Source organism: Streptomyces sp. NPDC096013 (genome assembly GCF_044763565.1).
In the GTDB taxonomy this organism is placed as follows: Bacteria; Actinomycetota; Actinomycetes; order Streptomycetales; family Streptomycetaceae; genus Streptomyces.
Genome location: NZ_JBIWGK010000009.1, coordinates 59,017 through 84,137 on the forward strand (window position 1 = coordinate 59,017; position 25,121 = coordinate 84,137).

Sequence of the window (25,121 nt, forward strand, 5' to 3'; positions counted from 1 at the left end):
CCTGAGCCCCGGATGAGGGGTGTAAAGACCCTTCTTACCGGACGGACACCGCCGAGGACGAGTCCAATAGGCGCAAGGTCACATCCCGTACGCCGAGGGCGGAACGATGATCGATCACATCGTGAGACATACCGAAGGTCTTGCGGCCGGAAGGCGTGATTCCCGTAGATGGTCCGTGCGGGGGCCGTCCTGATGTACCGACCTGGTGGGATTCGGGGGTCACCCGTTATCCGATTTTGACATGGAGAGTCCCCTGAATGGTTCAGTCCGAATGGCAAGATGCCCTAATCACACGAGGTCGCGACACTCGAAGGTGTGTGTTTACGTCGACCCGTCGGCATTGCCGTCCACCTGCCGGAGGAACTCACCATGACCGCAAGATTCACCCGTCGTACGACCGCCCCGCACACCCGGCTGGCCGCGGTCGGTGCGATCGCGGTCGCCGGCGCCCTGGTGCTCACCGGCTGCGGTGACCACACGGACAACAGCAGCAGCAGCGACTCGAGCACCTCCACGTCCTCGGCACCGCTCGCCTCCAAGCTTCCCGCCGACATCCGCAAGGCGGGCGTCATCGAGGTGGGCTCCGACATCGCGTACCCGCCGGTCGAGTACATGCAGAGCGGCAAGGCCGTCGGCATCGACCCGGACATCGCGGACGCCCTCGGCAAGCAGCTCGGCGTGAAGTTCCAGTTCCAGAACGGCAAGTTCGACAACTTGATCGTGGGGCTCCAGGCCAAGCGCTTCCAGGTGCTCATGTCGGCCATGAACGACACCAAGGCCCGCCAGCAGGGCGTGGACTCGGACACCGGCAAGAAGGTCGGCGACGGCGTCGACTTCGTCGACTACTTCACCGCCGGCACGTCGATCCTGGTCCAGAAGGGCAACCCGAAGGGCATCAAGTCGCTCGACGACCTGTGCGGCAAGGTGGTGGCCCTACAGAAGGGCACCACGTCCGAGGGCATCGCCAAGGCGCAGAGCAAGAAATGTACGACCGACGGCAAGAAGGCCATCAATCTCCAGACCTTCGACACCGACCCCGAGGCGCTGCTCCGGCTGAAGCAGGGTGCCTCCGTCGCCGACCTGAACGACTTCCCGGTGGCGGCGTACAACGCGAAGACCTCCAGCGGCGGCAAGGACTTCGAGGTCGTAGGCGACCAGATCGAGGCGGGTCCGTACGGTATCGCCGTCGGCAAGCAGAACACCCAGCTGCGCGACGCCCTCCAGGCCGCCCTCTCCGCGATCATGAAGAACGGCGAGTACTCCAAGATCCTTCAGAAGTGGAACGTCACGGACGGCGCGGTGACCGAGGCCAAGATCAACGGCGGCTCGTGATCGCGCGAGACGCTGAAAGGCAGTCACCGTGACTGACACTGTCGACCAGGCTCCACCGCCGGCACCCTCCGTGCCGCCGGAGCAGATCAAGGCCATCCCGGTCCGCCACTACGGCCGCTGGGTGGCCGGGCTCGTGGTCATCGGCCTGCTGGTGCTGATCGGGATCGCGTTCTCCAACGCGAAGATCAACTACGGCGTGATCCCCGACTATCTCTTCGACCCGGGCATCGTGGCCGGGGCCTGGACCACGCTGTACATCTCCGTGCTCGCGATGATCCTGGGTGTCGTACTCGGCGTGATCCTCGCCGTGATGCGACTGTCGTCGAACCCGGTCACCAGCACCGTGGCCTGGGTCTACATCTGGTTCTTCCGCGGCACCCCGGTCCTGGTGCAGCTACTGCTCTGGTACAACATCTCCCTCGTGTTCCCCATCCTGAACCTGGGGTTCTACAAGAACGAGATGAACCAGGTGATGACGCCGGTCCTGACGGCGCTGCTCGGACTCGGCCTGAACGAGGCCGCGTACATGTCGGAGATCGTCCGGGCCGGTATCCAGTCGGTCGACGAGGGCCAGACGGAGGCGTCCCACGCCCTGGGCATGACCCAGGGCAGGACGCTGCGCCGAGTGGTCCTCCCGCAGGCGATGCGGGTCATCATCCCGCCGACCGGCAACGAGTTCATCAACATGCTCAAGACCTCGTCGCTGGCCTACGCCGTCCAGCTCCCAGAGCTGATCAAGAAGGCCACCGACATCTCCAGCACCTCGCTGGCGGTGGTCGAGATGTACTTCGTGGCCTGCATCTGGTACCTGTTCCTGACCACGGTCTTCAGCATCGTCCAGTACTACATCGAGCGCCGTTACGCCCGCGGCTCGTCGCGCAACCTGCCGCCGACCCCGCTGCAACGGATGAGGAAATACCTCCGCATGTTCGGCTCGTTCCGCCGCCCGGAGGTGGCCCGATGACCAAGCTGTCCAAGGACATCGCCCAGGCCACCGACGGCCGGCCGATGGTCAGGGCCGAGGGTGTGCACAAGTCGTTCGGGCTCGCGCACATCCTCAAGGGCATCGACCTTGAGGTGAACCCCCGTGAGGTGTTCTGCCTGATCGGCCCGTCCGGTTCCGGCAAGTCCACCTTCCTGCGCTGCATCAACCACCTGGAGAAGATCAGCGCCGGTCGGCTGTACGTCGACGGGCGGCTGGTCGGCTACCGGCAGAGCGGCGACAAGCTGTACGAGCTCAAGGAGAGGGAGGTCGCGGCGCAGCGACGGGACATCGGCATGGTGTTCCAGCGCTTCAACCTCTTCCCGCACATGACGGCGCTGGAGAACGTCATGGAGGCGCCGGTCCAGGTCAAGCGCGAGAGCAAGGCCGTGGCACGGGACCGGGCACGGCAGCTGCTGGACCGCGTCGGCCTCGCCGAGAAGGGGAACGCGTACCCGGCTCAGCTGTCCGGCGGCCAGCAGCAGCGGGTGGCGATCGCCCGGGCGCTGGCGATGCAGCCCAAGCTGATGCTCTTCGACGAGCCGACCTCGGCGCTCGACCCGGAGTTGGTCGGTGAGGTGCTCGACGTCATGCGGGACCTGGCGGCGGACGGCATGACGATGATCGTCGTCACCCACGAGATGGGGTTCGCGCGCGAGGTGGGCGACTCGCTGGTCTTCATGGACGACGGCGTGGTGGTCGAGGCCGGCCATCCGCGCGAGGTCCTGACGAACCCGCAGCACGAGCGGACCAGGTCGTTCCTGTCCAAGGTGCTCTGAATCGCCGTACGGAAAAGGGCCGGCGAGGAGGGGATTCCCTTCCTCGCCGGCCCTTTTCATCCGCACATTGTTCAGTGCGGGTACGTCGTCCAGCCCTGGGCAGGCACACACACCTGGTGCCCCTGGTCCGCCGCGCATGTCCTGCTCGCCGCGCTGTGGGACGTTTCCCCCCGTTCCGAGCCCCCCGTGGACTTGGAACGGGCATCCGATCATCACCCAAACGAAGAAGCGAGCAATTCGCCGGAGTAACTGCGGGGCACGGATGGGTATTTCGGTTGTGCCGAGATCCCAACTCCTACTTCAGGGCGAGCAACACCGTGTCCGACGGCGAGCACCACACCGCCCGGGCCTCCCCGAACCCCTTCTCGCGCAGGACGCGCGCGTGCCACTCCGGGGACGGCGTGTCGCCGTCCGCGTGCTCGCCGTAGATCTCGAAGCGGCGGGCCGTGGGTCCGGCGAGGACCGGGTCCTGGGCGGCGAGTTGCCACCAGTCGGCCCAGTCGACGGCGCCGTCCCGCTTGGCCTGATCCATCTGGGCGTGCCGGCGTGCCCGCTCCGCCGCGTTGATCCTGGGCGTCGACTCGTCGATCATGTGGTCCGCGTTCATGAAGACACCGCCGTCGCGGACGAGCCCCGCGACCTGACCGTAGAGGGCCGCGAGGGGTTCGCTGTGCAGCCAGTGGAGGGCCGTGGCGGTCAGCACGGCGTCGTACGTGTCGTACGGCAGCCGTGTCGTCCACTCCGGGTCCTTGAGGTCGGCCGTGACGAAGGTGACCCGGTCGTCGTCCGCGAAGGTGCCCTCGGCGATGGCGAGGAGGGCCGGGTCGAGGTCGACCCCGGTGCTGGTGGCGTCCGGGAAGCGGGCGAGCAGCCGGGCGGTGATGCTGCCGGTGCCGCAGGCGAGGTCGAGGACGCGCGGTGCGGGGCCGGTGAGGGCCTCGACCATGTCGAGCATGATCCGGAAGCGGTCCTCCCGGTCGGGCATGTACCACTCCTGCTGCCGGTCCCAGCTCTCCTGCCAGGCCTGCCAGTCGGTTCCGACACCGGTCGTCATGAGGACCCCCTGTCCACTCGCTGTCGTAATACCCTGGAAGCACGATCAGCTGTTACCCGACCGCGTCCCCGACCATAGAGCGCCTCCGTAAGGATTACAAGTGGAACTGGCCTATTACTCGGACTACGCCGTGCGCCTCGTCAACACCGAGGAACCGGTCCGGGGCAAGGACGTCCTGACCTCGGTCGAGGCGGTACGGGATCTGTTCGGCACCAACCAGGAGGCGGCCCGCCGTGCCACCGAGGCCGACGTGACCCGCTTCCGTTCGGTGCGCGGGCGGCTGCGGGCGGTCTTCGAGGCGGCCGACGGCGGCGACGAGACCCTCTCCGTGAACCTGCTGAACTCGCTGCTGCTGGAGTTCCCGGTCAGCCCGCAGATCTCCGGGCACAACTTCCGCGACGACGACGGCCGCCCGCTGTGGCACATGCACCTCGCGGACCACCCGTCGAACGCCACGGCCGGCTACGCGGCGATCGCGGCGATGGGCCTGGCCTTCCACCTCACCGAGTACGGCGTCGACCGCCTCGGCCTGTGCGAGGCCGCGCCGTGCCGCAACGCCTACCTGGACACCTCGACGAACCGCTCCCGGCGCTACTGCTCGGACCGCTGCGCGACCCGCGCCAACGTCGCCGCCTACCGCGCCCGGAAGCGCCTGGAGGCCGACCGGTCGGAGAAGACGGGCCTCGCGGCGGAGAGCGCCCAGCGGACCATCGCGACCGGCGAACGCTGACCGGCCTTCGGCGGCCGGTACCGGAACCGCACCTTCCCCAGCACCAGGTCCTCGGGCACGGTGCCGTAGTCCGTGCTGTCCCCGCCCGCGAACGCGTTGTCCCCGAGCACCCACCACCCGCCCTCGCGCCGCTCCGCGGCACGCTTGACGACCAGCAGGTCCTGCTGGAACGGATGCCGCAGCACGACGATGTCGCCGGGCCTGATCCGCGCCCCGTACTGCACCACGAGCAGATCCCCGTGACACAGCGTCGGCACCATGGACGGGCCGGTCACCTCGGCCGTCCCGAAGGGCAGTACGGCCCTTCCGCGCTCGGTCTCCTGCGACAGCTCCGGCATCCCCGGCACCTCCCCGGTCCTATCCTCCACCAGTCTGAGTCTGACCCTGGACTTTTGTCCTAAGCCCATGGGGGCACTCGCGAAAAGAGCTTCTCCAGGGAGTAATGTCCCACCTGAGAAGACGATCACGAGGAAGGAACGCTCCATGCTTTCCCGCCTGTTTGCCCCCAAGGTGAAGGTCAGCGCGCACTGCGACCTGCCCTGCGGTGTGTACGACCCGGCCCAGGCCCGCATCGAGGCGGAGTCGGTGAAGGCCGTGCAGGACAAGATGGCCGCCAACGACGACCCGCACTTCCAGGCGCGCGCCATCGTCATCAAGGAGCAGCGCGCCGAGCTCGCGAAGCACCACGTCTCGGTGCTCTGGAGCGACTACTTCAAGCCCCCGCACTTCGAGAAGTACCCGGAGCTGCACCAGCTGGTCAACGACACCCTGAAGGCCCTCTCGGCCGCCAAGGCGTCCACCGACCCGGCGACGGGCCAGAAGGCGCTCGACTACATCGCCCAGATCGACAAGATCTTCTGGGAGACCAAGAAGGCCTGACACCCAGTCGGCCCAGTCCGTCCGACCGGCGATCGGTGCACCATCGACGGTCAGCGGGTCTGGGGAAGGGGCCCCGCCGGTTCGCCGGCGGGGCCCCTTCCCCGTTGCCGCCCCGGCACGACCGGCCCCCGTGCCATTCTGGACGACGTGAACCGCGACGACCTCGTACGGCTGCGCCAGGCCCGGGACCGGATGAACCGCGAGTACGCGGAGCCGCTCGACATGGCCTCGATCGCCCGCACCGCGCTGATGTCGCCGGGCCACTTCCAGCGCAGTTTCCGCGCCGCGTACGGGGAGACGCCGTACAGCTATCTCATGACCCGGCGGATAGAGCGGGCGAAGGCGCTGCTGCGGCGCGGGGACCTCAGTGTGACCGAGGTGTGCATGGCCGTCGGCTGTACGTCCCTCGGGTCGTTCAGCTCGCGGTTCACCGAGCTGGTGGGTGAGACGCCCAGCGCCTACCGCGCCCGTTCGCACGAGGCGGGCGCGGTGATCCCGTCCTGTGTGGCCCGCACTTTTACCCGGCCGAACCGGGCGGGACCGCCCCTCCAGCCCTAGCCTGTGCTGCATGGATCTCAAACTCCGCCAGTGCTTCATCGCCGTCGACGACCACGACAAGGCGCTCGCCTTCTACTGCGACGTCCTGGAGCTGGAAATCCGTAACGACGTCGGTTTCGAGGGCATGCGGTGGGTGACCGTGGGGTCGCCGCTCCAGCCGGACGTGGAGATCGTCCTGGAGCCGCCGGCCGCGAACCCGGACGCCTCCCCCGCCGACAAGCAGGCCATGGCCGAACTCCTCGCCAAGGGCACCCTGCGCGGGGTCAACTTCACCACCACCGACTGCGACGCCCTCTACGCCCGCGTCCAGGAGTCCGGCGCCGAGGTCGTCCAGGAACCGACGGACCAGCCCTACGGCGTCCGCGACTGCGCCTTCCGCGACCCGGCCGGGAACATGCTGCGGTTCATGCAGCGGAGCGAGGACTGAGGGCGGGGTCGAAAATCCCCCGGGCGGCTCCCCGTCCGGCGCCTACGATCACGCCATGAGCGCTACGACCGTCCGCTGGACCCACGCCTTCGTCGACCGCCCGCTCGGCCGCCTCGGCCCCGCCCACGACTTCTGGACGGCGGTCACGGACACCGAGCTGTCCGAACGCCGGGGTGACCAGGGCGAGTTCGTCACCCTGCTGGCCCGCGGCGCCGACGCCTGCGTGAAAATGCAGGGCGTCGAGGACGGACCGGGCGGCGCTCATCTCGACTTCTCCGTCGAGGACGTGCCGGCGTTCGTGGAGTCCGCGCTGCGACTGGGCGCGGACACGGTCGCCGAACACGACGGCTGGGCCGTACTCCGGTCCCCCGCGGGGCAGTTGTTCTGCGCGGTCCCCTGGCACGGCGAGTCCCTACGGCCGCCCGTCGTGGCCGGCACCCGCCTCGACCAGGTCTCCCTCGACATCGGACCCGGCTCCTGGGACGCCGAACTCGCCTTCTGGGCCGCCCTGTTGCCCGACTGGGCCTCGCTGTCGGGCTCGCTCCCCGAGTTCCACGTCCTCAGGCCCCCGACCGGCCTGCCGATCCGTATCCTGCTCCAGCGTCTCGGCGAGGACCGCCCCGCCTCCGCCCATCTCGACCTGGCCTGCGCGGACATCGACACCGCCGCCGTCGTGCACGAGCGCCTCGGCGCGACCGTCGTCTCCCACGGCAGGCACTGGACCGTGATGCGGGACCCGGCGGGCGGCACCTACTGCCTGACCGGCCGCGACCCGGAGACCGGCGGGCTCCCCGACCGGTCCTGAATCAACGGGCTCAGCCCGTCCACACCTCCACGTCCACCACCGCACCCACCGGAATCGCCCCGTACACATGCGGGAACTCCTCCCCGCCCGGCTCCGGTGCCTCGTACTTCAGCGGTGCGTCGAGCCGTGCCGGGTCCACGACCAAGACCACCAATTCGTCCGGGCCGTCATAGGAACCGTACAAAAAGGCTGCCACGCGCGGGAGTTGGTCACGGGTCGAGCAGTGGATGAAGCCCTCCTCCTGGAGGGTGCGGCCGCGCGTCGACCACGTGTAGCTCCCGCGCTCGCGGGCCGCGTCCCAGAGGGCGCGCTCGGTGATGTGCAGGACGGGGGCGCTGGGTTCGTGTTCGGGCATACGCCCACGTTACGGCCTCGGCTCGCGCCACATCGGGTACATGCGCGGGCCGTCCGGGAGGTCGAGGGTGCGGTCGGCGAAGGTGAAGCCGAGGCGCTCGTACAGCGTGGCGCTGCGTTCGCTGCTCGCCTCCAGGTACGCGGGCAGGCTCTCGCGGTCGCAGCGGTCCAGGACGTGCCGGACGAGCGCGGCGCCGAGTCCCTCGCCCTGCCGGCCGGGGGCGACGGCGATCATCCACAGGTACTCGTGGGCCCGCCCGGCGGGATGGGACTCCGCCATGAGCCGGGCGATCGTCTCGACCCGCGCGTTGTCGGGATCGACCGACTCCCTCAGCTCCACGGCCTCGTCGGTGCCGTCCGCCGGATGCGCCTCACCCGGTACCGACAGCCACAGCGCGCAGGCCGCGCCGTCCTCGGTGAGGTCGATCCGGCCGTCGGCGAACACCGCGTCGGCGAAGGCGGCCATCAGCCGGTGGTGGGTCGTACGGCGGTACTCGGCGTCGGGAAAGACCCAGCCGCTGACCGGATCGTCCTGGAAGGCCTCGTCCAGCAGCCGGACGACCAGCTCCCGGTCCCCCTGGCCCGCCACCCGTATCGCGACACCCATGCCCCACCCCTCACTTCTCAACCACCGCCACCCGGACGGCTGTTGAGCCTAACGGTGCCCTACGGGGCGAGTGAGCCGAAGGGGCGCGTCGGTGTCGGGGGACCGAGCGCGCGGAGGCCCGAAGGGTCGAGCACGGTCGGTCCCCCGACACCGACTCCGGCGCCCCGGAGGCGAACCGAGCCTCCAAAAAGAGGGGCGGGCCCCGCGCACCGTGGGGATGCGCGGGACCCGCTGGTCCGGGGCCTTCGGGGTCCGTGCGGGGTCAGGTCCGCGCGGTTCCGGCAGGCTCCGGAGTCATCAACTGCTGCGCCGGGTCACGAACTCGGCCAGCGCGAGCAGACCGCCCGCGTCCTGCGGGTCCGGGATCGCCCGGGCCAGCTCCTGCACGGCCCGCGCCATCCGGTCGGCCGCCTGGGCTTGCGCCCAGTCCCGGCCGCCCGCCCGCTCGACGGCGAGCGCGGTGCGCTCCAACTCCCCCTCCTCGTACGGCAGTCCGTACAGCTCAGCCAGTTCCGCGGCCTCCGGGGTGCCCGAGGTGAGGGCGGCGACCACGGGCAGGGACTTCTTGCGTACGGCGAGGTCGGCGCCGGCCGGTTTCCCGGTGCGGCCGGGGTCGCCCCATATCCCGATGACGTCGTCGATCAGCTGGAAGGCGAGCCCGGCCTGGCGGCCGAACGCGTCGAGCGCCTCGACGTCCTCGGCGGACGCCCCCGCGTACAGCGCGCCCACCGCGCAGGCGCAGCCGAGGAGCGCTCCGGTCTTCGCCTCGGCCATGACGAGCACCTCGTCGAGGGTGACCTCGGCGGGAGCCCGCTTCTCCATGGCGGTGTCCGCGTGCTGGCCCTCGCACAGGTCGACGACACAGTCCGCGAGCCGGGCCGCGGCGGCCTGGGCCGCCGGGTGCGGGTCCATGGCGAGCAGCCGCAGGGCCAGCGCCTGGAGGGCGTCCCCGGCGAGGATCGCGTCGGCGTCGCCGAACACGCTCCATGTGGTGGGCCGGTGTCTGCGGGTGGTGTCCCGGTCCATCACGTCGTCGTGCAGCAACGTGAAGTTGTGGACCAGTTCGACCGCCGCGGCGGCCCTGAGCGCGCCCGCCCGGGCCCGCTCGCCGCCGAGCGCGGTGGCGGCGGCCAGGACGAGGGCGGGGCGGATCGCCTTGCCCGCGTTGCCCGCCGCCGGGGTGCCGTCCGCGTGCTCCCACCCGAGGTGGTAGAGCGCGATCCGGCGCATCGACCCGGGCAGCGAGTCGATCGCCGCGCGCAGTGCGGGGTCGACGGATTTCCTGGCCCCCTCCAGGATCACCGCCGCCTCGTGCCCGTCGGGCGGCTGCGCGCCGGCGGCCCGCTGTCTCGGCTCCGTCCCGGGCTCGGCCGCGGGGTCCCCCCTCAGCTCGGCCATCGGGTCCCCCTCGGAGAGTCCGCGCACGGTGACGGCCGCGCCGCGACCGGCCGCGTACGACCGGGATGTACCCGCCCTGCCGGGCGGGGACACCGCGTCCACCTGCTGAAACGTCACCGCCAGCGGCCGATCTCGACGTTCTCCAGGACGCCGAGGGCGTCCGGCACGAGGACGGCCGCCGAGTAGTAGGCCGTCACGAGGTAGTTGATGACCGCCTGTTCGTTGATGCCCATGAAGCGCACCGACAGGCTCGGCTCGATCTCGTCCGGGATGCCGGCCTGCTGGAGGCCGATGACGCCCTGGTCGTTCTCGCCGGTACGCATGGCGATGATCGAGGTGGTCCTGCGGTCGCTGACCGGGATCTTGTTGCACGGGTAGATCGGCACACCGCGCCAGGTCGGGATGCGGTTGCCGCCGACGTCGATGGACTCGGGGACCAGTCCGCGCTTGTTCAGCTCGCGGCCGAACGCGGAGATCGCGCGCGGGTGGGCGAGGAACAGCTTGGTGCCGCGGCGCCTGCTGAGCAGCTCGTCCATGTCGTCCGGGCTGGGCACGCCGTCGTGGGGCTGGAGGCGCTGGTCGTACTCGCAGTTGTTGAGCAGGCCGAACTCGCGGTTGTTGATCAGCTCGTGCTCCTGGCGCTCCTTCAACGCCTCGACGGTGAGCCGGAGTTGCTGCTCCGTCTGGTTCATCGGCTGGTTGTAGAGGTCGGCCACGCGCGAGTGGATGCGCAGGACGGTCTGGGCGACGCTCAGTTCGTACTCGCGCGGCCTGGCGTCGTAGTCGACGAAGGTGTGCGGGATGTCCGGCTCGCCGGAGTGGCCCGCGGCGAGGTCGATGGCCTTCTCGCCGTACTTGTTGGTGCGCTGCTCGGGGATCGTCCGCAGCTGTGTGAGGTGGTCGCGCAGGGTCTCGGAGCGCTCCGCGACCTGCTCGACGTCCCCGCGGGCCAGGATCAGCACCGTGCACGCGGTGTCGGCGCGGGCCGTGTACTCCCAGATGGCCTCCGGGTCGAGGAGTGCCTGGTCGCCGAAGTAGGCGCCGTCGGCGAGGACTCCGAGGACCGTGTCGTCGCCGTACGGGCCGGTGCCGATCTTCTCCACCCTGCCGTGCGCCAGCAGGTACACCTCGTCGGCCTGGCTGCCGAACGACGCGATCGCCTCTCCCGGGGCGTACTCGCGCTGCCGGCAGCGGGTGGCCAGCTCCGAGAGCACCTCCTCGTCCTCGTAGTCCCGCAGTGCGGGCAGTTCGCCCAGTTCCGCGGGGATGACCTCGACGCGGTCGCCGGTCTTCACGAATGTCACCCGGCCGTCGCCCACGGAATAGCTCAGCCGTCGGTTCACCCGGTATGTGCCACCCTGCACGTTCACCCACGGCAGTGCGCGCAGCAGCCAGCGTGAGCTGATCTCCTGCATCTGCGGTGCGGACTTCGTGGTCGTGGCCAGGTTCCGCGCCGCCGCCGTACCGAGACTCTGCTGCGGCTTGTTCTGCTCCGCGCGGACCTCTTCGCCTACCGACATAGAGAAATGCCCTCCCCATTCATGCCCGGCGCCTGTGCGCCCGGCATCGTGCTCGCGCACCAGCCTTCCTCACGGAGCGTGCTGATGGTATTACCCGAAAGAGCGGGAATGGATCTTCATGGGGTGGGCACGGAGGCCGTTCACGTCGAATGTCGTTCGAGTGGCCACTGGTGCCGGGGGTGTCCGGATCGGCTCGCACGCCGTACGAACAAGTAGGTCCAAGTGGCCTGTTGTCAGTACAAGCACTGACAACAGGCGACCGCGAACGGCGGCCGTCGCACAGCACGAAGGAGGCGATCATGGCCTCACCCATGTCCGCGGGCGGATTCCTGTCCTGCCTGAAGGCGGAGGGCGTCCCGGTCCTCGAAGTCGGCGACTGGCAGACCCACAACCGCAACCACAAGGGCCCGTGGGGGCCCATCCACGGCGTGATGATCCACCACACGGTCACCAAGGGCAGCGCGGCCACGGTCGAGCTGTGCCGCGAGGGCCGCCCCGACCTCCCCGGCCCGCTCTGCCACGGCGTCATCACCAAGGACGGCCGCCTCCACCTCGTCGGCTACGGCCGCGCCAACCACGCGGGCCTCGGCGACGACGACGTCCTGCGCGCGGTGATCGCCGAGAAGGCGCTCCCGCACGACAACGAGGCCAACACGGACGGCAACCGCCATTTCTACGGCTTCGAGTGCGAGAACCTCGGCGACGGCCACGACCCGTGGCCCGACGCCCAGTTGGAGACGATCGAGAAGGTCTGCGCGGCGATCTGCCGCCACCACGGCTGGTCGGAGCGGTCGGTGATCGGGCATCTGGAGTGGCAGCCCGGGAAGGTGGACCCGCGCGGGTTCACGATGAACTGGCTGCGCGACCGGGTCCACGACCGCCTGAAGTGACCGCCGGGCGATCCGGCCGTTCCGGGTGACAATGGTGCCGTGACCAGCCCCGACCCCGCCGCCCTGCGGCCCCGGATCCCCTCGCCGGTGGAAGAGGTCGCGGACGGGCGCTTCGGGCGGCACGGCATCCGGCTGCTGCTCAAGCGGGACGATCTGATCCACCCGGACCTGATCGGCAACAAGTGGCGCAAGCTCGCGCCGAACCTCACGGCGGCGGCCGGACGGACGGTCGTCACGTTCGGCGGCGCCTACTCCAACCACCTGCGCGCCACCGCCGCCGCGGGCCGGCTCCTGGGGCTGCACACGGTGGGCGTGGTCCGCGGGCAGGAGCTGTCCGGCCGCCCGCTCAATCCCTCCCTGGCCCGGTGCGCGGCCGACGGGATGCGCCTCCACTTCGTCGACAGATCGACGTACCGGCGCAAGACCGGACCGGAGACGCTGGCCGCGGTCCTGCGTGCGGCCGGCGCGGAGGACGCGTACGTCGTCCCGGAGGGCGGCAGCAACTCCCTTGCCGTACGCGGCTGCCGGGCCCTGGGTGCGGAACTCCGCGCGCGTGCCGACGTCGATGTCGTCGCGCTCGCCTGCGGGACCGGCGGCACGCTGGCCGGGCTGGCCGCCGGACTCGGCCCTGACCAGCGCGCCTTGGGGATACCGGTCCTCAAGGGCGGCTTCCTGAGCGCCGACACGGAGGAGTTGCAGGAGCGCGCCTTCGGCGGCCGGCGGGGCACCTGGTCGCTCGACGACCGGTTCCACTTCGGGGGCTACGCGCGCGTGCCCGCCGAACTCGACGCCTTCGCCGGGGACTTCGAGCAGCGGCACGGGCTGCCCGTGGAGCGTCTCTATGTCGCCAAGTTGCTCTACGGACTGGTCGCCCTGGCCGACGAAGGAGCGTTCCCGCGCGGGAGCACGGTCGCCGCGGTGATCACCGGGCGACCGTTCCCGTAGGGCCGCTTCCGGTGCCGTGGAAGCCGCTTGGTGCTCCAGGTGCCGTGGAAGCCGTCGGGCGGTCCAGGTGCCGCAGGGATCGCTAGGCCGCCTCCCGGTAGGCCGCCGCCTCCTCCAGGTCCAGTCTGCGCAGCAGCGTGCGGAGCATCTCGTCGTCGATGTAACGGCCGTCCCGGAGGCGGACGAACATCGAGCGTTCGGCGCTGATCATCTCGCGGGAGAGGCGGCGGTAGGTGTCGTCGACGGTCTCGCCGGTGACGGGGTTGGTGGCGCCCAGGCGTTCCCAGACGGCGTTGCGGCGGCGCTCCAGGACCTCGCGGAGGCGGTCGGCGAGGGGAGGCGGCAGGGCGTTGCGTTCGTCCTCCAGAAGGGCCTCCAGGCGCTTTTCGGCGACCCGGGACGCCTGCGCCTGGGCGTTGGCCTCGGCGAGCGTCTCGGCCTGCTGGTCGCGGCCGGGGAATTTCAGCAGGCGGATGATCGGGGGCAGGCTCAGACCCTGCACGACCAGCGTGCCGATCACCGTCGTGAAGGTCAGGAACAGGATGAGGTTGCGCTGCGGGAACGGGCCGCCGCCGTGCACCGTGAGCGGGATCGAGAAGGCGATCGCGAGCGAGACCACGCCTCTCATGCCGGCCCACCCGGTGGTCAACGCCCCCTTCCAGGTGGGGTTCTCCTCGCGGTCCCTGATCCGCGCCGAGAACATCCGGGGCAGGAAGGTCGCCGGATACACCCACACGAACCGGGTCGCGACGACGACCAGGAAGACGGCGATCGCGTACCAGGCGGCGTCCAGGCCCCGGTACTCCCCAAGGCCCTTGAGAACCACCGGCAGTTGCAGCCCGATCAGGGCGAACACCGCCGACTCCAGGACGAAGGCGACCATCTTCCACACGGCCTCCTCCTGGAGACGGGTCGCGAAATCGACCTCCCACGCGCGGTGACCCAGATAGAGCGCCACCACGACCACGGCGAGCACCCCGGACGCGTGCACCTGCTCGGCGACCGCGTAGGCGACGAACGGGATCAGCAGGGAGAGCGTGTTCTGGAGCAGCGCCTCCTTGAGGTGCGTGCGCAGCCAGTGGATCGGCACCATCAGGAGGAGCCCGATCCCGACCCCGCCGACGGCCGCGAGCAGGAACTCCCCGATCCCGCCCGCCCAGGTGGCGCCCTCGCCGATCGCGGCCGCGAGAGCCACCTTGTAGGCGGTGATCGCGGTCGCGTCGTTCAGCAGGGACTCGCCCTGGAGGATCGTCGTGATCCGGGACGGCAGGCCGACCCGGCGGGCCACGGCCGTCGCCGCGACCGCGTCCGGCGGCGCCACCACAGCGCCCAGCACCAGGGCCGCGGTCAGCGGCAGCCCCGGCACGATCACGTACGCGGCCCAGCCGACGACGAACGTGGCGAAGAGCACGTAGCCGACCGACAGCAGCGCCACGGGCCGTACCTGGGCCCGCAGGTCGAGGTACGAGCTGTCGGTGGCCGAGGTGTACAGCAGCGGGGGCAGCAGCAGCGGCAGCACGACCTCGGGGTCGAGGGTGTAGTCGGGCACCCCCGGGACGTACGAGACGACCAGCCCGGCCGCGACCAGCAGCAGCGGAGCCGGCACCGGGGTGCGTCTGGCCGCGGCGGCCACCACGGCACTCCCCGCCACCAGCATCAGCAGTGGCATCACGTCCATCGACCTCGCCCACCCTCGTTTTTCCGCGCGGCCAACCGCACACCCGTCGTAATCTGGCAATCATGAAACAGTGCACGCACGCCGACGCGCTGCCGCTCCCTGAACCGGGGCCCCAGAGCGAGACCTGTCTGGAGTGTCTGGCGGCCGGCACCCACCCGGTGCAGCTGAGACTGTGCCTCTTCTGCGGCCATGTCGCCTGCTGCGACTCCTCGCCCGCCCGGCACGCCACAGCACATCACAAGGACTCCGGACATCCGGTGATGCGGACGTTCGAGCCCGGGGAGAGCTGGCGCTGGTGCTTCGTCGACCACGTACTCCTGTGACCCCGTAATCCGACCGCCGGTTTCGACGGTTCGACCGTCTGACGTCTGGGTACGTCAACCCGGCGCGCGCTCTTCCCAATTGGGCCCGCAGGACCCCTAGCCACGGAGCGTATCCGTAGGTTTACTATGAGTGACAGCATGGGGTTGGGGTCCCGGGGACAGAAAAGTTCGGAGCGCGGTAGCGTCACCGCTGAACCAAGTATCGCGTTACCCCCGGGGGGCGACCCCTGGGCCCCCGAAAGAGCTTGTACCACCTTGGAGGTGAGGGTGTCCCAGATCGCAGGCGAGCCCGCGACCCAGGACTTCGTGGAAGTCCGGCTCCCGGCTGCGGGTGCCTACCTGTCGGTGCTGCGTACGGCGACAGCCGGCCTCGCGGCCCGTTTGGACTTCACCCTCGACGAGATCGAGGACCTTCGCATCGCGGTGGACGAGGCCTGCGCGATCCTGCTCCAGCAGGCCGTGCCGGGCTCGGTGCTCAGCTGTGTCTTCCGCCTCGTGGACGACTCGCTGGAAGTCACCGTCTCCGCCCCGACGACGGACGGTCACGCGCCCTCGCGCGACACCTTCGCCTGGACCGTGCTCTCGGCCCTCGCGGGCAAGGTCTCATCGGCAGTCGACGAGGACAAGACCGTTTCGATCAGCCTCTACAAACAGCGCGGCGCGGGACCCGGGCCGGCGTGAGGAACGGGGACGGGCCGGTGCGGGACGAAGAGCGCGGCACACGGGAGCTGCCTGCCGAGGGCGGCTCAGGCGGATCCCGCCGCACGGCGGACGGCAGCGCCCTGGTGCCGCGCGGCGGAATCCCCGAGCAGGCCCGGCCGCACCCGGAGGACGAACCCTCGGAGGCCGGTGTGATGGACGACGGTCAACGCGAGCAGGACGGTGCTGTGCGTATTGGTGGGGTCTCCCCCGTTGCCGGGGGTCCCCCCGCTCCGACTGAGTCGAGCGCGGGGGAGGAGGCGAAAGCTCGGGAAGGGGCGACGGACCAGGCGATGAGCGAGCACGAGCGGGACGACGTGGCGGGCACGCAGAGCGTGCAGGTCACACGGCACGACCCCCAGGACCGCAGCGGAGCGCGCGCACTCTTCATCGAGCTGCGCACCCTCAAGGACGGCAGCGTCGAGTACGCGGAGCTGCGCAACCGGCTGGTCCGCATGCACCTGCCGCTCGTCGAGCACCTCGCGCGCCGCTTCCGCAACCGCGGTGAGCCGCTGGACGACCTGACCCAGGTCGCCACCATCGGCCTGATCAAGTCGGTCGACCGCTTCGACCCGGAGCGCGGCGTCGAGTTCTCGACGTACGCGACCCCGACGGTCGTCGGCGAGATCAAGCGGCACTTCCGTGACAAGGGCTGGGCGGTGCGCGTCCCGCGCCGGCTCCAGGAGCTGCGGCTGTCGCTGACCACGGCGACGGCGGAGCTCTCCCAGCGGCACGGCCGCTCCCCCACGGTCCATGAACTGGCCGAGAAGCTGGGCATCTCCGAGGAGGAGGTCCTGGAGGGCCTGGAGTCGGCCAACGCCTACTCCACGCTGTCCCTGGACGTCCCGGACACGGACGACGAGTCCCCGGCGGTCGCGGACACGCTCGGCGCGTACGACGAGGCCCTGGAGGGCGTCGAGTACCGCGAGTCGCTCAAGCCGCTGCTGGAGGATCTGCCGCCCCGGGAGAAGCGCATCCTGCTGCTCCGGTTCTTCGGCAACATGACGCAGTCGCAGATCGCGCAGGAGGTCGGCATCTCGCAGATGCACGTGTCCCGGCTGCTCGCCCGGACGCTGGCCCAGCTGCGGGAGAAGCTCCTCGTCGAGGAGTAGCCCCCGACCGGGACTAGCTCTTCGGCTCTTCGGTTCCCCGACCAGGCCCTCGGATTCCGAGGGCCTGTGTCGTAGCCGGATTCACCAGCAGCACCAGCGCGCCGATCGCGAGCACCGCGAGCACGATCCCGGCCGGGATGGCGACGCTGTCGGCCCGGAGCAGGTTGTAGGCCACGGGCAGCGCCATGACCTGGGTGATGACGGCCGGGCCCCGGCTCCAGCCGCGCAGCAGGAGCAGTCCGCGGGCGGCCAGCAGCGGCAGCAGCGCGAGCACCACCAGGGTCACGCCACCGGTCACGGCCTGCTGGCGGTCGTCCGGTTCGCCGGTGAGCCCGAGGACGAGCATCCACACTCCGGCGACGGCCAGCGCGAGCCCCTCGACGGCGACGAGGACCGCCGCGTAGGTCAGCCGGCGCGGGCGGGGTCCGCCGGGGCCGTCGGTCTCCGGGGCGGGGGTCTGCTCAGCACTCACCCCAGAAGGGTAGCCCTCGGGGTGCGGCCCCAGGTGTTCAGGCTCACGCCGTCTCCTCTTACCGAACACCTACCTCGGTATGGGACGAGTACCCCCCAGTAGGTACGCTGCAACTCATGCGTGCACTTCTCGTGGTCAATCCGGCGGCAACCACCACAAGCGCACGTACGCGCGACGTTCTGCTCCACGCGCTCGCGAGCGAGATGAAGCTGGAAGCGGTCACCACCGAGTACAGAGGGCACGCGCGCGACCTCGGCCGGCAGGCCGCGGAGAGCGGCAACGTCGACCTGGTGGTGGCCCTCGGCGGCGACGGCACGGTCAACGAGGTGGTCAACGGCCTGCTGCACACCGGCCCGAACCCGGACCTGCCCGGTCTCGCCGTGGTCCCCGGCGGCTCCACCAATGTCTTCGCCCGTGCCCTGGGCCTGCCCAACGACGCCGTGGAGGCGACCGGCGCCATCCTGGACGCCCTGCGCGAGGGCCGCGAGCGCACGGTCGGCCTCGGGCTGACCGCCGGGACGCCCGGCACCGAGGACGAGGCGGTGCCCTCGCGCTGGTTCACCTTCAACGCCGGGCTCGGGTTCGACGCCGGGGTGGTCGGACGGGTCGAACAGCAGCGGGAGCAGGGCAAGAAATCCACCCACGCTCTCTATGTGCGCCAGGTGGTCCGGCAGTTCCTCGGCGAGCAGCACCGCCGGCACGGGACGATCACGTTGGAGCAGCCCGGTGAGGATCCGGTGACCGATCTGGTGGTGGCCATAGTCTCGAACACCTCGCCCTGGACGTATCTCGGCAATCGCCCGATGTACACGTCACCTAAGGCGTCGTTCGATAAAGGCCTCGACGTACTCGGGCTCAGGCGGCTGTCCAGCGCCGCGGTTGCCCGGTATGGCACCCAGTTGCTCACTTCGTCCCCCGAGCGTGGACCCCACGGCAAGCACGCTGCGGCCCTGCACGACCTGAGTGACTTCACCTTGCAATCGAAGGTCCCCCTGCCTCTCCAGATGGACGGCGACCACCTCGGACTGCGTACCAGCGTGACGTTCACAGGCGTACGCCGTGCACTGCGTGTGATTGTGTGAGCAGAAAGGGCTGAAGTCCTTTCACTCGAACGTTTAGACCAGGATCCACCCCATGGAAGTACGGCTGTGACCTAGTCGACACCGAGGAATCAAAAAAAACTTTCCAGAAGGGGTTGTATCCGCCGCTGAGGTTTGCGAGTCTCTACGTGGCGATCGAGACGGCCCGCAACACCGGCCTCCACGGATCACCGGAACCCCTCTTCAATCCACAGGACCCCGCCAGTGAGTCTGGCGTTCGGCCCTTCACTTGTTGAGGGATTCGTGAAAGCGTTCACATTCACAAGCAACCCGCACGTAATACCAAGGAGAGGTAGCAGCCATGGACTGGCGTCACAACGCCGTTTGCCGCGAGGAAGACCCCGAGCTCTTCTTCCCCATCGGCAACACCGGTCCTGCGCTGCTGCAGATCGAGGAAGCCAAGGCCGTCTGCCGTCGCTGTCCTGTTATGGACCAGTGTCTGCAGTGGGCGCTCGAGTCCGGCCAGGACTCCGGCGTCTGGGGTGGTCTCAGCGAGGACGAGCGCCGCGCCATGAAGCGCCGCGCCGCTCGCAACCGTGCCCGTCAGGCCTCCGCCTGACGCCCACCCTGCTAACAGCCTGAGCTTGGCGGCGCGTACAGCGAGTACGCATCTCCCGCCCCCGAGCCGCAGCGCGCAGTACCCCCGATGCCCCCCCCACTTCTCGACTTCGCTCGAAGCCGGGGGCCCCATCGCAACGAGCGACTGGCCCCGGACCATCAACTGGTCCGGGGCTCTTTGCTGTTCAGATCCGCCCGTGTACGGCCGTCCGGGTCCGCGGTACGGCCATCCGGGTCCGCGCGCGTAGCGCCGTTCAAGTGCACGTTCGCGTACGGCCGTTGACGCACGTGCGTGTGAGGGTCGTGTGCACGTACGTCACTTGTGGGCCTGCACCGGCACGTCCAGGATCACCCGGGTCCCCCGCTCCGGCGCCGCCACCATGTCGAAGGTGCCGCCCAACTCGCCCTCCACCAGCGTCCGTACGATCTGGAGGCCGAGGTTGCCCGAGCGGTGCGGGTCGAATCCCTCGGGGAGGCCCACGCCGTCGTCCTGCACGGTGACCAGGAGGCGGGCCTCCTTCGCGGTGCCGCCGCGGACCGCGGAGACCTCGACCGTGCCCGTCTCGCCCTCGCGGAAGCCGTGTTCGAGGGCGTTCTGGAGGATCTCGGTGAGGACCATGGAGAGCGGGGTCGCGACCTCGGCGTCCAGTATCCCGAAGCGGCCGCTGCGCCGGCCCGTGACCTTGCCCGGGGAGATCTCGGCGACCATCGCGAGCACCCGGTCGGCGATCTCGTCGAACTCCACGCGCTCGTCCAGGTTCTGGGACAGCGTCTCGTGCACGATCGCGATCGAGCCGACCCGGCGTACGGCCTCCTCCAGCGCCTCCCGGCCGCGCTCGGACTCGATCCGGCGGGCCTGGAGCCGCAACAGGGCGGCGACCGTCTGGAGGTTGTTCTTCACCCGGTGATGGATCTCCCGGATGGTCGCGTCCTTGGTGATCAACTCCCGCTCGCGTCGCCGCAGTTCGGTGACGTCCCGGAGCAGCACCAGGGAACCGATGCGGGTGCCCTTGGGCTTGAGGGGGATCGCCCGGAACTGGATCACCCCGTCCCGGGCCTCGATCTCGAACTCGCGCGGTGCCCAGCCGCTGGCCAGCTTGGCGAGTGCCTCGTCCACCGGCCCCCTGGTCGGGGCGAGTTCGGCGGTGGTCACGCCCAGCGGCTGGCCGACGAGGTCGGTGGCGAGGCCCATGCGGTGGTACGCGGAGAGCGCGTTGGGCGAGGCGTACTGCACGATGCCGTCGCCGTCGAGGCGGATCAGTCCGTCGCCGACGCGCGGCGAGGCGTCCATGTCGACCTGCTGGTTCGGGAACGGGAAGGAACCGGCCGCGATCATCTGCGCGAGGTCCGAGGCGCTCTGGAGATAGGTGAGTTCGAGGCGGCTCGGGGTGCGCACGGTCAGCAGGTTGGTGTTGCGGGCGATGACCCCCAGGACGCGCCCGTCCCGTCGTACCGGAATCGACTCGACCCGGACGGGGACCTCTTCGCGCCACTCCGGGTCGCCCTCGCGGACGATGCGGCCCTCGTCCAGGGCCGCGTCCAGCATGGGGCGTCGCCCGCGCGGGACGAGGTGGCCGACCATGTCGTCCTGGTACGAGGTGGGGCCGGTGTTCGGCCGCATCTGGGCGACGGAGACATAGCGGGTGCCGTCGCGGGTGGGGACCCACAGGACCAGGTCGGCGAAGGAGAGGTCGGAGAGCAACTGCCACTCCGAGACCAGCAGGTGGAGCCACTCGAGATCGGAGTCGTCGAGTGCGGTGTGCTGGCGTACGAGTTCGTTCATGGAGGGCACGTCTGCGAGCGTACCCGCCGGTCTGTACCTGTCCTAAAAACACCCGCGGGCCGCGGCGCCTGGGAGGGACCCTCAACCCTCCCGGCACCGCAGCCCGGAGCAGCAACGGCCACGGGGTGTGCGGTCCCGGACGGCCGATGGATGAGGAGCCGGGGCAGTCAGGGCAGAGAGCCTCGGTTCCTCGGTCCGTCCTCCTGTGCGGGGAGGACGGAGGCTTACGCCTTTAACACATTGTGGACTAGACCACTAACCGTGTCCATGCTTTGAAGGATGTTGGAAGCCTAACGGTGTCGGGTCCTGTGCGGGACTGGTTGGTCGTGACAATTTCGGTGGCCGGCCCACGGAGTCAGCGGGTCTCCGTCACCTTGGCCAGGGCGCGGGGCGCGTCCGGGTCCTGGCCGCGGGCGATGGTGACCTCGTAGGCGAGGAGCTGGAGCGGGAGGATCTCCAGGATCGGCTGGAGTTCCTCGGGGACGCCCTCGACGGGCAGCACGAAGCCGGCCGAGGCCTGCTCGACCTGGCCTGCCGGGCCGATGACGACCAGGTCGGCGCCCCGGCCGCGCAGCCGGTCCAGGACGGGCTGGAGGGCGGCGCCGCCCTTGCCGTCGGTCACCACCGCGATGACCGGGGAGACGTTGTCGACCATGGCGAGGGGGCCGTGCAGGAGGTCGGCGCCGGAGTAGGCGAGCGCCGGGATATAGCTGGTCTCCATCAGCTTGAGGGCGGCTTCCTTGGCGGTGGGGTAGCCGTAGCCGCGCGAGGTGATGACCATGCGTTCGGCGAAGCGGTAGCGGGAGGCGAGGGTGCGGACCTCGTCCTGGCGGGCGAGGAGCTGCTCGGCGAGGTCGGGCAGTGCCTTGGCGGCGGCGCCGTCACCGCCGCGCAGGCCCTCGACGAAGAGGTAGAGCGCGAGCAGGGACGCCGTGTACGTCTTGGTCGCCGGGAGCGCCTTCTCCGGGCCCGCCATGATGTCGACGTGGTACTCCGACACGGCGGCCAGCGGCGAGTCCGGGTTGTTGGTCACCGCGACCGTGATCGCGCCGGCCTCGCGGGCGGCCCGGGTCGAGGCGACCAGGTCGGGTGAGCCGCCTGACTGGCTGACGGTGACGACGAGGACGTCGGTCAGGTCGGGGTGAGCGCCGTAGGCCGTAGTGGTGGACATCGAGGTGAGGCCGCAGGGCAGGCCGAGGCGGATCTCCAGGAGGTACTTGGCGTAGAGGGCCGCGTTGTCGGAGGTGCCGCGGGCGGTGAGCAGCACGAAGCGCGGCTTGCGGGCGGCGACTTCCTGGGCGACCTGGCGGATGCGCGGGGCGCCCTCGTCCAGGATGCGGCGCAGGACGGCGGGCTGTTCGGCCATCTCGCGGGCCATGATCCGGCCGGGGAGGTCGCTGTCGGGGGCCGGGGTCGTGGCGGTCATGCGGGTCCTCCGGAGGTCGGTCGGGGCGGTGCTGCGGTGTCCATTTCACCCCCTGCGCCGGAGGTGCGCCTGTGGTGGGGGGTTACCGGTTTTCGGACGGGCGGCGAACTATGGGAGGCAAGGCCCTCCTCTGTTAGATTGGTGCGCGGATTGGTCTAAACCACACAGCACCTCCGGGCTCCTCGAAGTCCCCTCTGCAGAACGGCAGGCCAGCGTGGAAGTTGTCATCGTTCCGGACGCCAAGGCGGGCGGCGAGCTGATCGCCGAGGCCATGGCACAGCTCCTCCGGCGCACGCCGGACGCCCTTCTCGGCGTGGCCACCGGGTCGACGCCGCTGCCCATCTACGAGGCACTGGCCGCGAAGGTGCGCGCCGGGGACGTGGACACCTCGCGGGCCCGGATCGCGCAGCTCGACGAGTACGTGGGACTGCCCGCCGAGCACCCGGAGTCGTACCGCTCGGTCCTGCGGCGCGAGGTGCTGGAGCCGCTCGGGATCGGGATGGACGCCTTCTTCGGGCCGGACGGCACCGCCGAGGACGTGCTCGCGGCGTGCGAGGCGTACGACCGGGCGCTGGGCGAGGCCGGCGGGGTCGACCTCCAGGTGCTGGGGATCGGCACCGACGGGCACATCGGGTTCAACGAGCCGTGCTCCTCGCTCGCCTCGCGGACCCGGATCAAGACGCTGACCGAGCAGACGCGGGTGGACAACGCGCGGTTCTTCGACGGCGACATCGAGCAGGTGCCGCACCACGTCATCACGCAGGGCATCGGCACGATCCTGGAGGCCCGGCACCTGGTGCTGCTCGCGACCGGCGAGGGCAAGGCGGACGCGGTCGCCGCGACCGTGGAGGGTCCGGTCGCCGCGGTGTGCCCGGCCTCGGCGCTGCAACTGCACCGGCATGCGACGGTCGTGGTCGACGAGGGTGCCGCGTCCAAGCTGAAGCTCGCCGACTACTTCCGGCACACGTTCGCCAACAAGCCGGACTGGCAAGGGATCTGACACACCTTCGCATACGTGAGCACCGGTGCCGGGCCCCCTCGTGGAGGGCCCGGCACCGGCGCGTTCGGAGGTGTCTCCCCTGGTCGGGGTCGCTCCCCCGGCGCACGGTCACCTGCCCGCGATGACCTCCGCCGCCGCGTGGCCACAGACACGGGCCGCGCCGTGCGTCGCGATGTGGAGGGCGCCTCGGGCCGGGGCCTGCGGTACGCCCATCTCGACCACGACGGTGTCGGGGCGGGCGGCGAGCAGGGTGTCGAGGGCCGACGCCATCCAGGGGTGCCGGTGTTCGTCCCGGACCACGACGACGACGCGTCGCGCCCCGGCCGCGGCCAGGATCTCCCGCCCCGCGTCCGCACCGGCGAACCCGGCCGTCTCCGTACCCGGCAGCCGCCGTTCCAGCTCCGCGGCGACACCCCAGGGGGTCTCGTTCCCCACGGCGATGTTGGCGACCGGGGTGAGGTGGGCGACGTAGGGCGGTGCGGTGAGCGGTGTGAAGTCCTCGGCGCCGGTGACCGTGAGGGCACGGCGGGCGGCGACGAGACCGACGTTGACGCGCGTCACGGCGGCGGTCGCGGTGGGGGCCGGGTGCGCCGCGGGCGTCCGGGTCGGCGCGGATGCCGACCCGGAGTCCGCCTCCGCCCCTGACGTCGTCCCGGCCTCGGCCTCGGACGCCGACGCCGAGGCCGCCCACCGGGCCAGCCCCCGTACCCGTTCCGCCGCTTCGGCGAGCCTCTCCTCCGGCAGCTCCCCCGACCGCACCGCTCCCACCAGCGCGTCCCGCAACCGTCGTACCGTCTCGTCGTCCGCGAGGCCTCCGCCGACGCAGATCGCGTCCGCGCCGGCGGCGATCGCGAGGACGCTGCCGCGTTCGATGCCGTACGTCGCCGCGATGGCCTGCATCTCCATGCCGTCGGTGACGATGAGGCCGTCGTAGCCGAGGCGGCCGCGGAGGAGGTCGGTGAGGATGCGGAGGGAGAGGGTGGCCGGGCGGTCGGGGTCCAGGGTGGGGACCAGGATGTGGGCGCTCATCACCGCGCGGCTGCCGGCGGCGATGGCGGCGCGGAACGGGAGCAACTCCCGCTGTTCCAGGACCGAGAGGTCGGCGTCGATGCGCGGCAGCGCGTGGTGGGAGTCGACCGCCGTGTCGCCGTGGCCCGGGAAGTGCTTCGTGCAGGCGGCCACGCCCGCGGCCTGGAGGCCGGTGACGTAGGCCGCCGTGTGCCGGGCGACCAGCTCGGGGTCGGCGCCGAAGGAGCGGACGCCGATGACCGGGTTGGAGGGATTGGAGTTGACGTCGGCGGAGGGGGCCCAGTTGAGGTTCACCCCGCACTCGGCGAGGCGGCGGCCCAGCTCGTGGGCGACCGCCTGGGTCAGGTCGACGTCGTCCACCGCGCCCAGGGCGTGGTTGCCGGGGAAGGAGGAGCCGGTGCGGGCCTCCAGGCGGGTGACGTCGCCGCCCTCCTCGTCGATCGCGACCAGGACGTCGTCCCGTTCGGACCGCAACTGGGCGGTCAGCGCGGAGAGTTGCTCGGGTGACGCGATGTTGCGGCCGAACAGGCCCACCGAGGCGAGGCCTTCGCCGAGGCGCCGGAGCAGCCAGTCGGGGGCCGTGGTGCCGGGGAAACCGGGCTGGAGGACGGTGAGGGCGTCGCGCGTCAGGCCGTCCTTGTGGGAATCAGACGCAGTGGTACCGCTGGCGAGAGTCGTCAT

The 25,121-nt window shown here is 70.4% G+C and carries 27 protein-coding genes; 16 read left to right on the top strand and 11 right to left on the bottom strand.

Annotated features, from left to right (window positions below; genetic code table 11):
• Positions 1–369 precede the first annotated feature (369 nt).
• The 3 genes from ACIRB1_RS28055 to ACIRB1_RS28065 are packed head-to-tail and all read left to right on the top strand — an operon-like array spanning position 370 to position 3,093.
• The gene (locus tag ACIRB1_RS28055; protein ID WP_403467425.1) at positions 370–1,332 is read left to right on the top strand and encodes an ABC transporter substrate-binding protein; all 963 of its coding nucleotides are present in this window, start codon (positions 370–372) and stop codon (positions 1,330–1,332) included.
• Between the two features lie 28 nt (positions 1,333–1,360).
• Positions 1,361–2,296: an amino acid ABC transporter permease gene (locus ACIRB1_RS28060; RefSeq protein ID WP_352180658.1), complete on the top strand. Its 936-nt coding sequence runs from the start codon at positions 1,361–1,363 to the stop codon at positions 2,294–2,296.
• Complete coding sequence (locus ACIRB1_RS28065) at positions 2,293–3,093, top strand: amino acid ABC transporter ATP-binding protein (RefSeq protein WP_403467426.1); 801 nt, start codon at positions 2,293–2,295, stop codon at positions 3,091–3,093. The genes ACIRB1_RS28060 and ACIRB1_RS28065 overlap by 4 nt, the downstream gene beginning before the upstream one ends.
• A gap of 295 nt (positions 3,094–3,388) precedes the next feature.
• On the opposite strand, the gene ACIRB1_RS28070 is transcribed toward ACIRB1_RS28065, so the two are convergent.
• On the bottom strand, positions 3,389–4,147 hold the full coding sequence (locus ACIRB1_RS28070) for a class I SAM-dependent methyltransferase (RefSeq protein WP_403467427.1): 759 nt from the start codon (positions 4,145–4,147) through the stop codon (positions 3,389–3,391).
• Between the two features lie 100 nt (positions 4,148–4,247).
• Between ACIRB1_RS28070 and ACIRB1_RS28075 the strand changes: the two genes are divergently transcribed.
• Entirely contained in the window at positions 4,248–4,877 is a 630-nt protein-coding gene (locus ACIRB1_RS28075; protein WP_352180661.1) for a CGNR zinc finger domain-containing protein, read from the top strand.
• On the opposite strand, the gene sodX is transcribed toward ACIRB1_RS28075, so the two are convergent.
• Positions 4,781–5,215, bottom strand: a complete 435-nt coding sequence (sodX, locus tag ACIRB1_RS28080; RefSeq protein ID WP_352180943.1) for a nickel-type superoxide dismutase maturation protease — start codon at positions 5,213–5,215, stop codon at positions 4,781–4,783. The two genes, ACIRB1_RS28075 and sodX, sit on opposite strands and share 97 nt — an antisense overlap.
• Before the next feature lie 145 nt (positions 5,216–5,360).
• On the opposite strand from sodX, the gene sodN reads away from it, so the two are divergent.
• The 4 genes from sodN to ACIRB1_RS28100 all read left to right on the top strand — a co-directional run bounded on the left by sodN (position 5,361) and on the right by ACIRB1_RS28100 (position 7,546).
• Entirely contained in the window at positions 5,361–5,756 is a 396-nt protein-coding gene (gene sodN, locus ACIRB1_RS28085; RefSeq protein WP_019058247.1) for a superoxide dismutase, Ni, read from the top strand.
• A 147-nt stretch (positions 5,757–5,903) separates the two neighbouring features.
• Positions 5,904–6,314: a helix-turn-helix transcriptional regulator gene (locus tag ACIRB1_RS28090; RefSeq protein ID WP_033282098.1), complete on the top strand. Its 411-nt coding sequence runs from the start codon at positions 5,904–5,906 to the stop codon at positions 6,312–6,314.
• Between the two features lie 10 nt (positions 6,315–6,324).
• Positions 6,325–6,741, top strand: a complete 417-nt coding sequence (locus ACIRB1_RS28095; protein WP_352180662.1) for a VOC family protein — start codon at positions 6,325–6,327, stop codon at positions 6,739–6,741.
• 55 nt (positions 6,742–6,796) lie between these two features.
• The gene (locus tag ACIRB1_RS28100; RefSeq protein ID WP_403467428.1) at positions 6,797–7,546 is read left to right on the top strand and encodes a VOC family protein; all 750 of its coding nucleotides are present in this window, start codon (positions 6,797–6,799) and stop codon (positions 7,544–7,546) included.
• 10 nt (positions 7,547–7,556) lie between these two features.
• Here the strand turns inward: ACIRB1_RS28100 and ACIRB1_RS28105 are convergent, their stop codons facing one another.
• From ACIRB1_RS28105 to ACIRB1_RS28120, 4 genes are all read right to left on the bottom strand, one after another.
• Positions 7,557–7,901 (bottom strand): DUF952 domain-containing protein, encoded by a 345-nt coding sequence (locus ACIRB1_RS28105; protein ID WP_403467429.1) that lies wholly within the window; start codon positions 7,899–7,901, stop codon positions 7,557–7,559.
• A gap of 9 nt (positions 7,902–7,910) precedes the next feature.
• Positions 7,911–8,507, bottom strand: a complete 597-nt coding sequence (locus ACIRB1_RS28110; RefSeq protein WP_403467430.1) for a GNAT family N-acetyltransferase — start codon at positions 8,505–8,507, stop codon at positions 7,911–7,913.
• 297 nt (positions 8,508–8,804) lie between these two features.
• Positions 8,805–9,905 carry a family 2 encapsulin nanocompartment cargo protein polyprenyl transferase gene (locus ACIRB1_RS28115; protein WP_403467587.1) on the bottom strand — a complete coding sequence of 367 codons (1,101 nt, stop codon included), beginning with the start codon at positions 9,903–9,905 and terminating at the stop codon, positions 8,805–8,807.
• A 113-nt stretch (positions 9,906–10,018) separates the two neighbouring features.
• A complete protein-coding gene (locus ACIRB1_RS28120; protein ID WP_352180667.1) occupies positions 10,019–11,425 on the bottom strand; it encodes a family 2B encapsulin nanocompartment shell protein in 1,407 nt (468 codons plus the stop codon).
• Between the two features lie 299 nt (positions 11,426–11,724).
• Here ACIRB1_RS28120 and ACIRB1_RS28125 point away from each other — a divergent pair, with 299 nt between their 5' ends.
• Together ACIRB1_RS28125 and ACIRB1_RS28130 are read left to right on the top strand one after the other, a co-directional pair.
• Positions 11,725–12,315, top strand: coding sequence for an N-acetylmuramoyl-L-alanine amidase (locus ACIRB1_RS28125; RefSeq protein ID WP_403467431.1), 591 nt, complete (start codon positions 11,725–11,727; stop codon positions 12,313–12,315).
• A gap of 39 nt (positions 12,316–12,354) precedes the next feature.
• Positions 12,355–13,260: a pyridoxal-phosphate dependent enzyme gene (locus tag ACIRB1_RS28130; RefSeq protein WP_352180669.1), complete on the top strand. Its 906-nt coding sequence runs from the start codon at positions 12,355–12,357 to the stop codon at positions 13,258–13,260.
• Between the two features lie 82 nt (positions 13,261–13,342).
• Here ACIRB1_RS28130 and ACIRB1_RS28135 read toward each other — a convergent pair whose 3' ends face one another.
• The gene (locus ACIRB1_RS28135; protein ID WP_352180670.1) at positions 13,343–14,938 is read right to left on the bottom strand and encodes a Na+/H+ antiporter; all 1,596 of its coding nucleotides are present in this window, start codon (positions 14,936–14,938) and stop codon (positions 13,343–13,345) included.
• 62 nt (positions 14,939–15,000) lie between these two features.
• Here ACIRB1_RS28135 and ACIRB1_RS28140 point away from each other — a divergent pair, with 62 nt between their 5' ends.
• From ACIRB1_RS28140 to ACIRB1_RS28150, 3 genes are all read left to right on the top strand, one after another.
• Entirely contained in the window at positions 15,001–15,261 is a 261-nt protein-coding gene (locus tag ACIRB1_RS28140) for a UBP-type zinc finger domain-containing protein (protein WP_266772430.1), read from the top strand.
• Between the two features lie 267 nt (positions 15,262–15,528).
• Positions 15,529–15,942, top strand: a complete 414-nt coding sequence (locus ACIRB1_RS28145) for an anti-sigma regulatory factor (protein WP_004925829.1) — start codon at positions 15,529–15,531, stop codon at positions 15,940–15,942.
• Between the two features lie 17 nt (positions 15,943–15,959).
• Complete coding sequence (locus ACIRB1_RS28150) at positions 15,960–17,072, top strand: RNA polymerase sigma factor SigF (protein WP_352180671.1); 1,113 nt, start codon at positions 15,960–15,962, stop codon at positions 17,070–17,072.
• Positions 17,073–17,085: 13 nt separating this feature from the next.
• Here ACIRB1_RS28150 and ACIRB1_RS28155 read toward each other — a convergent pair whose 3' ends face one another.
• Positions 17,086–17,544, bottom strand: a complete 459-nt coding sequence (locus ACIRB1_RS28155) for a hypothetical protein (protein WP_352180672.1) — start codon at positions 17,542–17,544, stop codon at positions 17,086–17,088.
• A 116-nt stretch (positions 17,545–17,660) separates the two neighbouring features.
• Here ACIRB1_RS28155 and ACIRB1_RS28160 point away from each other — a divergent pair, with 116 nt between their 5' ends.
• Both ACIRB1_RS28160 and ACIRB1_RS28165 read left to right on the top strand, forming a co-directional pair.
• A complete protein-coding gene (locus tag ACIRB1_RS28160) occupies positions 17,661–18,626 on the top strand; it encodes a diacylglycerol/lipid kinase family protein (RefSeq protein ID WP_403467432.1) in 966 nt (321 codons plus the stop codon).
• A gap of 319 nt (positions 18,627–18,945) precedes the next feature.
• Positions 18,946–19,203, top strand: coding sequence for a WhiB family transcriptional regulator (locus ACIRB1_RS28165; RefSeq protein ID WP_006142322.1), 258 nt, complete (start codon positions 18,946–18,948; stop codon positions 19,201–19,203).
• A gap of 315 nt (positions 19,204–19,518) precedes the next feature.
• Here ACIRB1_RS28165 and ACIRB1_RS28170 read toward each other — a convergent pair whose 3' ends face one another.
• Both ACIRB1_RS28170 and ACIRB1_RS28175 read right to left on the bottom strand, forming a co-directional pair.
• Positions 19,519–20,985 carry a PAS domain-containing sensor histidine kinase gene (locus tag ACIRB1_RS28170; RefSeq protein WP_352180944.1) on the bottom strand — a complete coding sequence of 489 codons (1,467 nt, stop codon included), beginning with the start codon at positions 20,983–20,985 and terminating at the stop codon, positions 19,519–19,521.
• Between the two features lie 355 nt (positions 20,986–21,340).
• Positions 21,341–22,411 (bottom strand): SIS domain-containing protein, encoded by a 1,071-nt coding sequence (locus tag ACIRB1_RS28175; protein ID WP_403467433.1) that lies wholly within the window; start codon positions 22,409–22,411, stop codon positions 21,341–21,343.
• 214 nt (positions 22,412–22,625) lie between these two features.
• Here ACIRB1_RS28175 and nagB point away from each other — a divergent pair, with 214 nt between their 5' ends.
• Positions 22,626–23,411 (top strand): glucosamine-6-phosphate deaminase, encoded by a 786-nt coding sequence (gene nagB, locus ACIRB1_RS28180; RefSeq protein WP_352180675.1) that lies wholly within the window; start codon positions 22,626–22,628, stop codon positions 23,409–23,411.
• A 108-nt stretch (positions 23,412–23,519) separates the two neighbouring features.
• Here nagB and ACIRB1_RS28185 read toward each other — a convergent pair whose 3' ends face one another.
• Entirely contained in the window at positions 23,520–25,121 is a 1,602-nt protein-coding gene (locus ACIRB1_RS28185) for a glycoside hydrolase family 3 protein (protein WP_403467434.1), read from the bottom strand.

Excerpts from the sequence above, each read along its gene's own strand:
- ACIRB1_RS28185 (WP_403467434.1), bottom strand. The coding sequence starts at position 25,121 with ATGACGACTCTCGCCAGCGGTACCACTGCGTCTGATTCCCACAAGGAC.
- sodX (WP_352180943.1), bottom strand. The coding sequence starts at position 5,215 with ATGCCGGAGCTGTCGCAGGAGACCGAGCGCGGAAGGGCCGTACTGCCC.
- ACIRB1_RS28095 (WP_352180662.1), top strand. The coding sequence starts at position 6,325 with ATGGATCTCAAACTCCGCCAGTGCTTCATCGCCGTCGACGACCACGAC.
- ACIRB1_RS28160 (WP_403467432.1), top strand. The coding sequence starts at position 17,661 with ATGCGTGCACTTCTCGTGGTCAATCCGGCGGCAACCACCACAAGCGCA.
- ACIRB1_RS28110 (WP_403467430.1), bottom strand. The coding sequence starts at position 8,507 with ATGGGTGTCGCGATACGGGTGGCGGGCCAGGGGGACCGGGAGCTGGTC.
- ACIRB1_RS28125 (WP_403467431.1), top strand. The coding sequence starts at position 11,725 with ATGGCCTCACCCATGTCCGCGGGCGGATTCCTGTCCTGCCTGAAGGCG.
- ACIRB1_RS28115 (WP_403467587.1), bottom strand. The coding sequence starts at position 9,905 with ATGGCCGAGCTGAGGGGGGACCCCGCGGCCGAGCCCGGGACGGAGCCG.
- ACIRB1_RS28055 (WP_403467425.1), top strand. The coding sequence starts at position 370 with ATGACCGCAAGATTCACCCGTCGTACGACCGCCCCGCACACCCGGCTG.
- ACIRB1_RS28100 (WP_403467428.1), top strand. The coding sequence starts at position 6,797 with ATGAGCGCTACGACCGTCCGCTGGACCCACGCCTTCGTCGACCGCCCG.
- ACIRB1_RS28070 (WP_403467427.1), bottom strand. The coding sequence starts at position 4,147 with ATGACGACCGGTGTCGGAACCGACTGGCAGGCCTGGCAGGAGAGCTGG.
- ACIRB1_RS28120 (WP_352180667.1), bottom strand. The coding sequence starts at position 11,425 with ATGTCGGTAGGCGAAGAGGTCCGCGCGGAGCAGAACAAGCCGCAGCAG.
- ACIRB1_RS28170 (WP_352180944.1), bottom strand. The coding sequence starts at position 20,985 with ATGAACGAACTCGTACGCCAGCACACCGCACTCGACGACTCCGATCTC.
- ACIRB1_RS28165 (WP_006142322.1), top strand. The coding sequence starts at position 18,946 with ATGGACTGGCGTCACAACGCCGTTTGCCGCGAGGAAGACCCCGAGCTC.
- ACIRB1_RS28105 (WP_403467429.1), bottom strand. The coding sequence starts at position 7,901 with ATGCCCGAACACGAACCCAGCGCCCCCGTCCTGCACATCACCGAGCGC.
- sodN (WP_019058247.1), top strand. The coding sequence starts at position 5,361 with ATGCTTTCCCGCCTGTTTGCCCCCAAGGTGAAGGTCAGCGCGCACTGC.
- ACIRB1_RS28065 (WP_403467426.1), top strand. The coding sequence starts at position 2,293 with ATGACCAAGCTGTCCAAGGACATCGCCCAGGCCACCGACGGCCGGCCG.
- ACIRB1_RS28140 (WP_266772430.1), top strand. The coding sequence starts at position 15,001 with ATGAAACAGTGCACGCACGCCGACGCGCTGCCGCTCCCTGAACCGGGG.
- ACIRB1_RS28175 (WP_403467433.1), bottom strand. The coding sequence starts at position 22,411 with ATGACCGCCACGACCCCGGCCCCCGACAGCGACCTCCCCGGCCGGATC.
- ACIRB1_RS28135 (WP_352180670.1), bottom strand. The coding sequence starts at position 14,938 with ATGGACGTGATGCCACTGCTGATGCTGGTGGCGGGGAGTGCCGTGGTG.